The sequence below is a fragment of the Idiomarina sp. 29L genome, assembly GCF_004123135.1.
Classification (GTDB): domain Bacteria; phylum Pseudomonadota; class Gammaproteobacteria; order Enterobacterales; family Alteromonadaceae; genus Idiomarina.
In genome coordinates this window covers 19244-32181 of record NZ_SDJS01000005.1, presented here as the reverse complement: position 1 = coordinate 32181, position 12938 = coordinate 19244, and the positions used below count along the sequence as shown (strand labels likewise).

Below are 12938 nucleotides of genomic sequence, written 5' to 3'. Positions count from 1 at the left end.
ACTCAATGCGTCACTTTATGTCGTAATAAGGAAGGCTATGGAAATTTTTATCGCGGTATTTTTCTTTGCGTTTTCGACCACCATTACGCCGGGTCCCAACAATATAATGATCATGTCTTCTGGTGTGAACTACGGGGTAAAATCCAGTTTGCCGCATTTCCTCGGTATCTGTTTGGGGTTTCCGGCGATGGTGTTGGTGGTCGGTATGGGCTTTGGCTCGGTGTTGGAACAATTCCCGTTGCTGCACCAAATGATAAAAATTGCCGGCACGCTCTATTTGCTGTGGCTCGCCTGGGTGATTGGTTCGCAAACACCCAAAGCCATAGAGAAGGGTGACCGTAAACCACTGACGTTTTGGCAGGCGGTTCTCTTTCAGTGGGTGAATGGTAAAGCCTGGGTCATGGCGACCAGCGCAGTCGCCGCATTTACCACCGTAGCGGGTACACTCTGGTCTGAAGTCATGGAAATAACCGCAGCGTTTTTAGCGGTGGCCTTTCCTTGTGTTGGTGTTTGGCTTGTTGCCGGTGCTGGCCTGCGTCAATTACTGACCAACCATACGGCACAGCGCATTTTCAATGTTTCAATGGCTCTCCTGTTGGTCTTTTCCGTGTTACCGGTCGTATTTGATATTTGGACGTTTTACACAGACTGAACAACTCTTAAAATAACACAAAAATAACATTTACCTTGTATTGTGTCTGTGCTTAACTGACAGTGTAAACGGTCGGAAGGATTCATGGACGCCATAAATACTCAAGTTACTTTTAACCAATTAATATCTGAGCTTTCGTCTCGTTTGATTAACAGCGAGCCTGCAGAGACCTACGAATGCATTGAGGAAGTTATAGAGGCATTTGGCAGCTATGCCGGTGCTGATAGATGTTATGTATTCGAGTTTGATGATGCTGTTGTCAATATGACCAACACTCACGAATGGGTGCGGGATGGGTTTGAAGCGCACATTGACGATTTGCAGTCTGTCGGTATCGATGACCTCCCTTGGTTTTTCAATGAAATAAAGACACATCAACTCTTCATTGTTAACGATGTGGAATTACTTCCACCCGAAGCTGATGCCGAAAAGCAAGAATTCCGACGCGAACACATTAAGTCCGTTATCTGTGTGGGTATAGTAGCCAAGCACCAATTGCTTGGTTTTGTCGGCTGTGATCGAGTTCAGGAAAAACACCGTTGGACTCCAGAAGAAATCCGCTGTTTAAAATTGGTCGCCAATATTATTGCCAATACGCTAGAGCGACAACGAACCTACGCAGAGCTTATTCATACTCAGCGTGAGCTGGAAAAAGCCAACCGTCTTCTTCATGCCCAAGTCTCACAGGATGGCTTAACCGGCATTGCTAATCGCCGTGCTTTTGACGAGCGTATCCACAATGAAATTCAGCGTTCGATGCGAGAGCAGTCAGCGCTGTCTCTACTGATTATTGATATTGACCATTTTAAACACTATAACGACCATTACGGACACTTACAGGGAGATCAGGCTCTTAAAGGGGTCGCCAATGCCCTCTTTGATTTATTTCAGCGTAATACCGACTTTGTGGCTCGTTACGGTGGGGAAGAGTTTGTTGCTGTAATTTCAGCGACGGACAGGAAGAAGACCGAAGACAGCGTTAACCATTTGCTTGAGTCCGTTAGAGCGTTACAAATACATCACGAGACCTCAGGTATAGCCCCCTATTTGACCGTTAGCGTCGGAGGCTATATTCATAGCCCCGAAACCGACGAAGACATCGATGCGCTTGCCGAGAAAATGATAGCCAAAGCAGACTCGGCGCTGTATCGCGCCAAGTCTGACGGCCGAAACAGAGGGTATTTAGACGACTAACCTTGTTGCGCCAACTGTTCTTGCAGTTCTTTATCGTCAACACCTTTAAGTTCTGCCAGCAGTTGCTCTGACGTTTCTGTATCACCTTTTAACGCCAGCAACTGTGCTTTTCTGAACTGAGCCCAGTGCGGCTCAGGTAGGTTCTCTAACGACGCTTTCTCCAGGTAATTATTGAGCGCGGCAATGCCTGCATCAATATGACTCTCGGCTAAAACGGCGGTTTTTCCAATCTGGTACAACGCCATACTGACTGCCGAACCGTCATCAGACACACCTGCTTTGGCTTTTTCAAACAACTTGAAAGCGGCGTCAAATTCTTCCGCACGCTGTTTCTGTAGACCGGCATAAAGCAAAACATCGGCATTATCAGGATGTGCTGTTATGGTTTCTTCCAGCAAAGACTCAGCTTCCGTCATTTTTTCATGCTTACGCAAATACCCAACTTTGGCGAGTGCCCCTTGTGCCGGGTCTAACGCCATCATTTTCTCAATTTGAGCCAATGCTTTTTCATCATCACCGCCGGCAATAGAGGGCGCCATTAAATAAAACTGCATTAGGGCTCTGCGGTATTTAATACTGTCAGGCGCCAGCTCAACTGCTTTCTCAAAGGAGTCCACTGACTTACCGGCGTAGCTCATCGCACTGAAAAAGGCATTCTGCGCCTGTTGCGCCATCACCACCCCACGGGTATGCCAGGCTTCCGCATTTTCCGGTTCTTTTTTCACCCATTCTTCAACGCTGTCTTCAGCGCTATCAAGTGAACCATCAGCCAACTGCTGTTGAATGACCTGTTTCGTTTCCACCTCGGCATAAACACCGGGCGCAAAAATTAATGTTGTAAGTAAGAATAAAAGCCACCTCACGAGAGTTCTCCTTGTTCGTATTTTTGTGACCATAAAAATATAAGCACCGTACCTACAACACCCGGCACTACCCAGAATAACAATTGCCAATGCCCTAAATGAGCCAGCACATGCCGTGCGCCAAAAGCAAAAAACGCTGTATAAACGGCTATACCTGAACCACACATTGAACTTAAATGCTCTATCAACCAGGCATTCTTCTTAACTGAGGGCGAAAATGCAAAACGCAACATTTGATACACGTTTACTAACCCTAAAATGCCAAAAATAATGTGTAACCAAGGGCTGACAAACTGAATAGCAGGCGTATTCATGCTCTGCCATAGCAGTACCAGAGACATCACCGCCAGACACCCAATCATCGATAGATAGCTGAATGTACGCAAGTTATCGCGACTTCGTTTCGACCGCAAAACAACAGTTGCGTTCCGAACCGACGCAAAAGTAAACACGGAAAGGAACAACAGCAAGGTCCAAAAGAACCGAATACCCTCGATAACGACCTCAGGTCTTTGGCTATTGGCAATGATATCCGCTTTAAAATAACCCGGCGCCACTAATACCATGACTGACATGACGATGGCTGAAATCGCTACCGTATTCATGGTCCAGACATACGCCTTACCAAACCGGCGATGATTCAAGGCACCTTTTTTGGTTATCACCGGTATCCAAAATAGCGCCATGGCTATGGCCCCAAAAACGATGTGCAAATAAAGTAAAACGCTGTGTAGTGTCAACATAATAACCCCTCCTGTTTTTTACAGATTAGGGCTATTACTTGGTGTCAGTGAGTGCAAGAAGTCACTTTCTCAAACGTGACTTTTGGCCTATTGTCAAACGCTGGGCTGCAGGCATACTTAACGCATGAATATAAAATCAGTTACATCCAAATACATCGATCAAGAGCAGTGGGTTGCGGTGCTGTCCTGGGCGCTGTTGTCCTCGTTTTGTCTTTACTTATTAGGTCAAAGAGAGCAAACACCGTTTTTTAGCTCGCACTGGATCCTTTCCGCAGTATTCTTTGTGGTTTTCATGGTTTGTTTCACAATAGCGACCCGAGAACAGCCCTACAAAAACGAGCCCTGGTTACGTCTCAGTCTTGTCTTTGTTCAATTGGTCGCTATTTTCAGTTTGTATTACTTAATACCCTATAGTGTTGTCGCCATATTGATGACGATTTGCGTGGCGCAGCTGCCTTATTACACCAGTATTCGAAACTCTGTGCTTATCTCTATTCCGCTATCGGTGCCATTATGGTTGATTTACCAGTTTGGCTGGGGCGACAGCTATGCCTGGATATCCGCCATTCTGTTCTGGGCATTTAATTTGTTCGCTATAGTGACCATGGGCACCCGTCTGAGAGAGACAGAAGCACTCGAGCGCGAGCTGGCAATAAACCGGGAGCTTCGGGCAACACAAATGCTGCTGGAAGAAGCCAGTAAACAGAACGAACGGACACGAATAGCTCGCAATATTCACGATTTAATAGGCCACCACCTAACGGCTCTTTCCATTAACTTACAGGTGGCTTCCCGAAAAGCGGGCGATGATTTAAAGCCGACGTTAGAAAAGAGCCAGAGTATTACCAAATTATTGCTTTCAGATGTTCGTGAAGCGGTTTCCGACTTACGTGACTCGGCCGTTCTGGATATAGAAAAAGCATTACAGTCGCTGGCTTACCGCTCGACAGATAAACAAGTTGAGGTGACGTGTCAGAAAAACCTCGGCATTCAAGCCATTGATATTGCCGAGGCAGTTTTGAGGATATCGCAAGAGGCCGTGACAAACTTCCTGAAACACTCCAATGGCAACCGACAAAGTATTTCGTTATCTCGTCAAGGTAATACGCTTTGTCTTTTTATTGAAGATAACGGGTCTGTTCAACATTTTAAGGAAGGAAATGGACTGACGGGTATGCAAGAGCGTGCCAATGACGTTGGCGCAGAACTCATCGTAGAAGCAAAAGGCAGAGGCTTTAATCTTCAACTAACGTTTGAGGATAATGTATGAGCATTAACGTTCTGTTAGTTGACGACCAAACATTAGTTCGGGAAGGTCTTAGCTCACTTTTATCACTATCGGACAATGTGACCGTTGTTGCGCAAGCAAGCTCTGGCAAGGAGGCTCTTGAGAAAAATGCCCAACACTCCATTGACGTTATCCTGATGGATATTCGAATGCCCGACATGGATGGTATAGAGGCGGTAGAAACATTAAGAAGTAACGGCTGCCAGACTCCCGTGTTAATGCTCACGACGTTTGATGACCACGAGTCTATTATGAGAGCCATTCAAGCGGGTGCAGAAGGGTACTTATTAAAAGATGTCTCTCTGGAGATGCTGGTTGACGCAATTGCCGCGCTATCTCAGGGAAAAACATGGCTTCAACCGGCCATTACGGAGCGCATTCTAACTGGCTTAAAAAATAACAAGAGCACAGAGAGCATTGACGACAAAACGCTTGTAGAACCCCTGACAGATAAAGAAATCGCCGTTTTGAGACTGATTGCAGCGGGGTTGAGTAATCACGAAATTGCGGAAAGCTTGTTTAAATCAACCGGGACAGTCAAGAATCAAGTGTCCTCACTAATGGCAAAGCTCGGGGTGCGTGACCGCACCCGAGCTGTGCTTAAAGCCATTGATATTGGCTTACTGTAAACTAGGCTTGTTTCTGCTTCTCAACCCACTGGTCAACACGACGCTCCAGAATGTGCAGTGGTAAAGCACCACCACCCAAAATGGTGTCGTGGAAGCCGCGAATATCAAACTTATCGCCTAACGCTTCTTTGGCTTCTTCACGCAGTTCCAGAATGCGGATCATGCCAATTTTGTACGCGGTTGCCTGACCCGGCATCACGAGATAGCGACGCACTTCTGAGCGCACCGCCCCTTCTGCGATTGGGGTATGCTCCTGGAAGTACTTCACCGCTTCCTCTTCTGTCCAGCCTTTCGCGTGCATGCCAGTATCCACAACTAAACGCACCGCTCGCCAAATTTCCGTGGTTAAGCGGCCAAAGTCCGAGTAAGGATTTTCATAAGCGCCCATCTCTTTGGCCAGCTGCTCTGCGTACAAGCCCCAGCCTTCACTGTAGACCGTAAAACCAGCCTGAGTACGAAACTCCGGTACGGACTCCAGCTCCTGTGCAATGGAAATTTGCATATGGTGACCCGGGTTACCTTCATGATAAGCAATAGCTTCCATCTCATTTTTCGGCATAGAGCTCATGTCCGATAAATGCGCATAGTAAATGCCCGGGCGCTCACCGTCCGGCGAGCCTGGATAGTAATGCTGAGCTGCGCCGTCCTGCTCTCGGAAAGGCTCAACGCGTTTCACGATCAAGTCTGCTTTTGGCAAAATCCCGAAATACTCTGGCAACTTTTCATTTATATACGCCAGATATTCCCGAGAATCTTCCAGATACATTTCAGCGCCTTCGTCGTTGTTCGGATAGAAAAATTGCTCGTCAGTGCGAATAAAGGTGAAAAACTCCTGCAGATCACCTTCAAAGCCCACTTTATCTTTAATCGCTATCATTTCCTGAGTCAGCCGCTCCACTTCATTTAAACCTATTTGGTGAATCTCGTCTGCGGTCAGGTCGGTAGTCGTATAATTTTTCAGTAAGGCGTTGTAGTAGGCTTTACCGTTTTCCAGGCGATGTACGCCAGTGGCGACTTCGTCGGTATTTTCGATGTCGCTTTCAAGAAAGCTGATGAGTGCTTCGTAACTTGGGCGAAAGCGTTCTAATAGCGCTTTGCGTACTTCTTTCTCGTATTTGTCGGCTTGTTCGGCGGAGATCTCGTCATTTTCCTGAAGAGCGCTCAGTTTATTCTTAGCATCATTCAGTAAACTCGAGTCACCTTCTTCATCGAACGGCGCGCCTGAAATAAGCCCCTTCGCTTCTTTTATGACTTGTTCGTAAGCAAAACGCGGCGCACGAACGCCGTTTTCAACCTGCTGCTTCGCACGCTGTAATAACTGTTCGATGGCTGTTGCACCACCGTTAATGCGAGAAATATAAGCTTCCATATCTTCTGCATCATCAACCCGGTGGAAGTTAATTAAAAACTGAGGAAGGAAAGTATGTGCACCACGCATTTGGTCAAATACATAACCCATGCCACGGAACTCAGCGTTACGCTTGGCTTGCTCGTATTGATAAACCCAGACATCGTACGACGTTTGCGCTTCCTGGCCTAGCTTGTCGTAGTCGAAATTGGCTTTTAACTCTTCAACGCTATTCTCAAGCCACTGAAGCTGCTTCTTTTCAGCGGCCACGGTCATGTCATCTATGTCACCGTAGCGGTCTTTGCGACCCAGGAAAGTCATTTGAATGGGACTTTGCTGCAGTTGCTCTTCGTATTTGTTTTCAAACCACTGATTCAGGCGTTCCGTTTCAGATTGTGATGTTTGCTCCGTCTGCTTTTGTTGTTCAGCAGCCATTTGAGAACTTTGGCCAGAATTGCTTTCTTGCGGTTGTCCGCAAGCCGTTAATAAGCCCAAAACAGCCAGGGTGACGATGGAATAACGCATAGGGGTGTCCTTGAATTCTTCTTTTTGATTAGGAAGAAAAACTATAGCGCGCTTGTTACACTAAAGGAAATGCTTAAATTGTAACCGACTGTTTTATGGCGAAACCGAACAAGAAGGGGCCGGTTCGCACCGTGCAGATTTCTTGTCTGCAGTGCAAAACGCCCATATTTAAATACAGAAAGGGTGGTAAAGGCGCGCTGGTAAAGTGTTTTATTGAGCGCATTGTTGAAGATCACACCACCAAACCATGCCATTGCCCCGGTTGTGGGCAGGAATTTGCGCGCGAGACAATGATTCGCGGTACGCCCGCCTATAAGATTATTGGCGGCAAGGTGCACTCAAAGTAGGTAACTATGACGCTCTCTATTCCGGAAAAATCCAAACAGGCGTATTCTCGAGCGGCCGAGCAGGCAAACTCTTCTCTGCTGCGTCAGCCACAGCGGAGTATGGCGGATGAGCTGCACTTATTAGCCGATGAGGTCAAGCAAAACGAAAAACGCGATGTCTACGGCAGTGGCGCGCTTATTAATGATTTTGAAGATGAGGTGGCGAAGCTGCTCGGCAAACCTGCGGCGCTATTTTTGCCAACTGGAACCTTAGCTCAGCCACTGGCGTTACGTATTCACGCTGACCAACGCCAGCGCAATGGCGTTGCTTTACACCCGACCTCGCATTTAATGCTGCACGAGCAAATGGGGTTTGAAGCGCTGTGGGGGCTGAACGGCACAACCACAGGTACCGCTGATAAGCCAATAGCCCTGGACGATTTAAAAGGTGTGCAGACCGGCGATCTCAGTAGTATTTTGCTGGAGCTACCAATGCGGGAAATAGGCGGTCAACTGCCACACTGGGATGATTTGGTTTCTCAATCTGAATGGGCGAGAGCCAACGATATCGCTATGCATTTAGACGGTGCAAGACTTTGGCAGGTACCGGCAGCTTATGGTTGTTCGCTCGCCGAAGTCTGTGAGCTTTTTGATTCGGTTTACGTCAGTTTTTACAAAGACTTAGGCGCTATTTCCGGTGCTATCCTGGCTGGCTCAGAGGCGTTTATTGAGCAAGCCAAAGTCTGGACTCGTCGAGCCGGTGGTAATGTCATTACCCAATACCCACAAGTGATTTCAGCTCGCCGGAGTTTGCGTGAGAACCTGCCACTTATGGAAGACGCTGTGAATTATTCCAAAGCGTTAGGCGATGCGCTGAATGAACTGGATGGAATTCGGGTTAACCCACAAAAACCACAAACAGCCATGTTTCACCTGCACTTCGCGATGAACCCAGAGACCTTGAGTGAAAAAATCGCTGCGTACGTCAGCAATAGTGGCGTGACGATTCTGCCTCTGCCCAGAGCGGAGATAAATGACGAATCGATTTGCGAGATACCCATTGGAAGGAATGCAATGTCGCAGCCACAAAGCTTCTGGCTACGACACTTTAAAGCATTTTTAGAGACACTGTGACGCTTAGTGGTTACTATGACCACTGTGCTCATTGTGCTTCATGTGCTCTTTATGGTTTCCATTATGATGTTGATTATGTTTACCCAGCACATGATTCAACGTTTCAAGGTAGCTTTTACCGAAGCCTTCAACACGTTGTTTATTCATTGCCTCCGAGCCCAGGTGTACCTCTTCCAGCGAGTTAGCAGCAACATCCAACTCCTTGCTCAAACGGGCAAGTGCCACCTCTAGTGTGTAGGTCAGTTCATGCACTTTCGCCATATCTTTCGGTGGCATATCGCCTTCGATGATTTTCTGCAATTCTGCATTATATTTGTTCAGGTTCATAATGGCCTGATGCAAATTGTCAGATGGCTCTGGCTTAAAATGCTGGTACTGCTGTTCTTCTTGGGCAAAACTTGGCATTGACGTGGCTAAAACGAAAGCCGCTACGATGGTGTAAAATAGCTTCATAAAACCTCCTAAAATAACAATAATTCTCATTCTCTTGCATGAGCAAAGGTTAGTCAACAATTCGTTCGTTACCTGATAGTATTCCTTTGATACTCATCAATCCACAATAGGGATACGTATGTCGCTCCGTTTTGGCTTAGCTCTTCTGTTAATGACGTTATCGTCAACTTTTACGCTTAATGCACATGCACAACCTGAAGAACCGTTAAAGGTGGCGGTCAGGGTTAATGCACCATTTGTTATTGAAAAAAATGGCGACTACCAAGGGCTAGCCGTAACTTTGTGGGAAAACGTAGCCACTCAGCTCGAGCGGCCATACGAATTACACCCCGTTTCTTTAAATAATCTACTGACGGGAGTTGAAGCCGGGAAATACGATATTGGTATTGGCGCTTTGACCATCACGTCGCAACGAGAGTCCGTCATCGATTTTAGCCAGCCCTTTCACAATGCCGGCCTCGCCGTTGCCGTGCCAAGCAATAACACATCAACCTGGTGGGCGGTCACTAAGCGTTTCGTATCCTTCGAGTTTTTAAAAGTCATCTTGGTGCTAAGTGGCGTCCTTTTTGTGGCAGGTGCTTTAGTCTGGTTCTTTGAGCGTAAAGAAAACCCTGAAGAATTTTCCGAGCAGCCGATAAATGGCTTAGGCTCGGGCTTTTGGTGGGCGGCGGTGACAATGACTACCGTTGGTTATGGCGATAAATCTCCACGTAGTCTTGGCGGGCGAGTGGTCAGTCTTATTTGGATGTTTACCTGTGTCATCATCATTTCAAGCTTTACCGCATCGATTGCTTCATCGCTCACCGTGTCGCAGTTTCAATCGAAAGTTAGCAGCGCAAGCGATCTCCCCAATGCTCGTGTGGCGACATTAGGCAATTCAGCAACGGCGGCGTGGTTAGAACAACAGAATATTGGCTATGAAAGTTTTACCGATTTGAATGCGGCGCTTAAAAAGCTCAATGCCGGGCAGCTTGATGCCGTTGTCTATGACGAACCCATTTTACGTTATTCAATGCGTACCAATGCGCTTAACAATATCAGACTCTTGCCTGAACGTGTCCTGCCCCAGGATTATGGTTTCGCCTTACCGCAAGGGAGCGAGCTACGGGAGCCGTTAAATAGGGCACTATTAGACACCGTACAGTCAGCACAATGGCGAAGTGAGTTACAGCGCTACCTGGGTCAGTAGCGCTGCTCTTACTAAGAGGAGAGCTCTAACGCTTCGTCTGATTCTACTTTCGCAAACTTAACGCCAAGCTCAAGTAAACGGCGCTTTCCTCTTGCGGTCATATCGGTAATAAACTGGAACTGCTGCCGGGGGTCAATTGGATAGGCTTTTAAGCGATATTTAGTGCCCCACGGTTGCTCGGCTGCGGTTACAGTTATGGGCTTACCAAGCTGCAGGTATGGGCTGGTCAAGGCAACTTCTTCCAGCGCATCGCGAATTTGAAAGGCATCCGCTTCCGGCTGGGTATAAAACTCGGCAATACACATTAAGCTGGGGCCACCATTATTCGCGTTATGTATTAAGTTATCCCACAGCTTAAGGTGTGGCACCCAGATAACCGTGTCATCATTGGTCACCAATTCGACCGTACGCATGCCGATATGAGTCACTTCGCCGTATGTCCCGTCAACCTCTATCCAGTCTCCCGGCCGATAGGGCATTTCATGAATAGCCACGACGCCTGCAATTAAGCTACTCACGTAGTCTTTCAACGCAAAGCCTATGGCTAAACCAGCCGCGCCCAGGGTTGCAACCATGTTCTGCAGTGTGGGCTCGATAATACGCGGCACTATCATCACCAGCGCCAGCACTAAAATGACAATGCGTAGCATGGGTACCAGCGCCAGCGTATACAGTCGGCGTTTGCCGTGCAGCTGTGAGGCTACCCATGGCAGTACTTTTTGTGTAAGCCAGACGAAAGCTACCGCAAAAGCAATAATGACGGCGATTTCAAAGATGGCAAACGCGTCGAGTGACTTAAATATACCGGCAACGTCTTTCAGAGATTCCGTTTCCATTACTGAGCCCCTTAAAATTTATCGAGCCAAAAGCCGCGAGACGCTAAAAAGTCACGGACAACCGGGTAGCCTCTGGCGGTGACATACCAGCTCTGGCCAAGCGCTTTATCGTCATGCTTTGTTATAAGCGACTGCTGTTGCAAAAGCTGCAGCTGAACCTGAAGCTGACTCACAGAAACAATTGGCAAAGTCTGGGCAAGCTGCTCCGTTGTAAGCCCTTTATGAACTAACAGGGCATAACAGACAAAGGCTGTTGCGTCACTCGCTTCATGAGGAAGCTGCGGCGTCTCAAAAGCTTTATCGCTGTTACGGTGATAACGATCGGAGTAAGCCGCAGCGATACCCGGGTTGCCGCGACTAAGCGCTGCTAATGCCCTTAGTCGGCCTTCACCACGGGCCAGCCCGATTTGTTCCAGCGCCAGATCATCGAGCCCTTGTAGAGTCCATAATTCGGAAACCGGAACTGGCCAAACTTTTTCTAAAAACGCCCATGCCCAGCTGTCACACACAATAAGTCCCTTGCCCGCATCGCCGGACAAGGCCTTTGCAAGAAATTCCCGAGTCCAGCGCAAACCATTAGTTTGTCTTAAAAAAGTGTGCGCCAATTGCGGCATGAGCCACACTTTGGTTTTGGTGAATTTCGGGGAAGGAAGGTCATTCGACTGGCAGAGGGTGTCTCGATCCGGCAGCTTCATTGTCGACATACCGCTTTGCTTCGCCCATTGTTGCGCAGCTTCCAAAACGCCCGAATGAGGCGGCGCAATAACCCAACGCAAACTGTTGTCGTCTTTGTCCTTCAGCCAGCTTGAAAAAGCGCTATCCAGTTCTTTTATCGCCGTATCCAGCTTTAATTCATACGCATTGTCATGCTCGTTTTGCTCGTCACTTTCATGCTCTGGAGACAACCAGTGAGTAAAATTTTGCCACCATTTTTTAACAGTAATAACGGTCGGCACCGCAGGCCGTTCAAACTCATTAACCGTTACCCACTGCCAGGCTTTTTTGGGCGCTTCTGCCATCGCTTTTTCCCTGTTCTGTTCGCCAGAAAATAACTTCCTATCCGTCGATAATAGAGCGCCTTTCAAATGAGTCCAATGAAAAAATATTAAAAAGACCTCTTGAAAGCTATTTGAGCAGTACACATATAGGAGTTAAGGCCGGTGTCTCAAAGAGAGCCGCCTTAAACGACACACGCTGTGTCACTTTATTAACCATTTAACAGTTATTGCTTCTAAGGAGAATGACTATGGCAACTATCGACTTAAGCCCTCTATATCGTAGCAGTGTAGGTTTTGACCGTATGGCATCCTTGCTGGACTCGGCACTACGCTCAGATACTGGTGCAACTGGGTATCCTCCCTACAACATTGAATTGGTGGCCGAAAACCAATACGCCATTACGCTGGCGGTTGCAGGTTTCGAGGATAATGACTTAGAAATTGAAGTAGAAAATGGCGTTCTTCGTGTAACCGGTAAAAAAGCCGAAGAAAACGAAAAACGTGAATTTCTGCATCGCGGCATTGCCAACCGTGCCTTCGAACGTAAGTTCAGCTTAGCTGAACACATTGAAGTCACCGGGGCGGCTTTGAAAAACGGTCTGCTGACTATTGGCTTAGTGAAGAACATTCCTGAAGCCATGAAGCCAAAACGTATTAGCATTGGTAGCTCAACAAAAGAGCTGCTTGAGAACCGTTCTAAAAGCGAAGAAGGTGCTGCGTAAATTCATGCACTGGATGAGGGGCGGTGAATAACCGCCTC

The 12938-nt window shown here is 47.5% G+C and carries 14 protein-coding genes; 8 read left to right on the top strand and 6 right to left on the bottom strand.

Translation table 11 applies throughout. The features are described 5' to 3' along the window. Positions 1 to 37: 37 nt before the first annotated feature. Complete coding sequence (locus EST55_RS10860; protein WP_129497476.1) at positions 38 to 652, top strand: LysE family translocator; 615 nt, start codon at positions 38 to 40, stop codon at positions 650 to 652. 84 nt (positions 653 to 736) lie between these two features. Beyond that, positions 737 to 1846, top strand: a complete 1110-nt coding sequence (locus tag EST55_RS10855; protein WP_129497475.1) for a sensor domain-containing diguanylate cyclase — start codon at positions 737 to 739, stop codon at positions 1844 to 1846. Here EST55_RS10855 and EST55_RS10850 read toward each other — a convergent pair. Together EST55_RS10850 and EST55_RS10845 are read right to left on the bottom strand one after the other, a co-directional pair. Beyond that, positions 1843 to 2709, bottom strand: coding sequence for a hypothetical protein (locus EST55_RS10850; RefSeq protein WP_129497474.1), 867 nt, complete (start codon positions 2707 to 2709; stop codon positions 1843 to 1845). The two genes, EST55_RS10855 and EST55_RS10850, sit on opposite strands and share 4 nt — an antisense overlap. Beyond that, positions 2706 to 3452 (bottom strand): hypothetical protein, encoded by a 747-nt coding sequence (locus EST55_RS10845; RefSeq protein ID WP_100691184.1) that lies wholly within the window; start codon positions 3450 to 3452, stop codon positions 2706 to 2708. Before EST55_RS10845 ends, EST55_RS10850 begins: the two co-directional genes overlap by 4 nt. Before the next feature lie 124 nt (positions 3453 to 3576). Between EST55_RS10845 and EST55_RS10840 the strand changes: the two genes are divergently transcribed. Together EST55_RS10840 and EST55_RS10835 are read left to right on the top strand one after the other, a co-directional pair. Beyond that, positions 3577 to 4722, top strand: coding sequence for a histidine kinase (locus tag EST55_RS10840; protein WP_100691183.1), 1146 nt, complete (start codon positions 3577 to 3579; stop codon positions 4720 to 4722). Further along, positions 4719 to 5369 (top strand): response regulator transcription factor, encoded by a 651-nt coding sequence (locus tag EST55_RS10835; RefSeq protein WP_129497473.1) that lies wholly within the window; start codon positions 4719 to 4721, stop codon positions 5367 to 5369. Before EST55_RS10840 ends, EST55_RS10835 begins: the two co-directional genes overlap by 4 nt. A 1-nt stretch (position 5370) precedes the next feature. Here EST55_RS10835 and EST55_RS10830 read toward each other — a convergent pair whose 3' ends face one another. Next, entirely contained in the window at positions 5371 to 7242 is a 1872-nt protein-coding gene (locus tag EST55_RS10830; RefSeq protein WP_129497472.1) for a DUF885 domain-containing protein, read from the bottom strand. A 95-nt stretch (positions 7243 to 7337) separates the two neighbouring features. Here EST55_RS10830 and EST55_RS10825 point away from each other — a divergent pair, with 95 nt between their 5' ends. After that, positions 7338 to 7589: a hypothetical protein gene (locus tag EST55_RS10825; RefSeq protein WP_053953456.1), complete on the top strand. Its 252-nt coding sequence runs from the start codon at positions 7338 to 7340 to the stop codon at positions 7587 to 7589. Positions 7590 to 7595: 6 nt separating this feature from the next. Next, on the top strand, positions 7596 to 8702 hold the full coding sequence (locus tag EST55_RS10820; RefSeq protein ID WP_129497471.1) for a beta-eliminating lyase-related protein: 1107 nt from the start codon (positions 7596 to 7598) through the stop codon (positions 8700 to 8702). 3 nt (positions 8703 to 8705) lie between these two features. Here EST55_RS10820 and EST55_RS10815 read toward each other — a convergent pair whose 3' ends face one another. Then, positions 8706 to 9155: a DUF6746 family protein gene (locus tag EST55_RS10815; protein ID WP_240665302.1), complete on the bottom strand. Its 450-nt coding sequence runs from the start codon at positions 9153 to 9155 to the stop codon at positions 8706 to 8708. Between the two features lie 118 nt (positions 9156 to 9273). Between EST55_RS10815 and EST55_RS10810 the strand changes: the two genes are divergently transcribed. After that, on the top strand, positions 9274 to 10344 hold the full coding sequence (locus tag EST55_RS10810) for a transporter substrate-binding domain-containing protein (protein WP_129497470.1): 1071 nt from the start codon (positions 9274 to 9276) through the stop codon (positions 10342 to 10344). Positions 10345 to 10355: 11 nt separating this feature from the next. Here the strand turns inward: EST55_RS10810 and EST55_RS10805 are convergent, their stop codons facing one another. Next, a complete protein-coding gene (locus EST55_RS10805) occupies positions 10356 to 11180 on the bottom strand; it encodes a mechanosensitive ion channel domain-containing protein (RefSeq protein ID WP_100691178.1) in 825 nt (274 codons plus the stop codon). Positions 11181 to 11191: 11 nt separating this feature from the next. Further along, entirely contained in the window at positions 11192 to 12199 is a 1008-nt protein-coding gene (locus EST55_RS10800; protein ID WP_129497469.1) for a hypothetical protein, read from the bottom strand. A 227-nt stretch (positions 12200 to 12426) separates the two neighbouring features. On the opposite strand from EST55_RS10800, the gene EST55_RS10795 reads away from it, so the two are divergent. Beyond that, complete coding sequence (locus EST55_RS10795; protein ID WP_129497468.1) at positions 12427 to 12900, top strand: Hsp20 family protein; 474 nt, start codon at positions 12427 to 12429, stop codon at positions 12898 to 12900. Positions 12901 to 12938 lie beyond the last annotated feature (38 nt).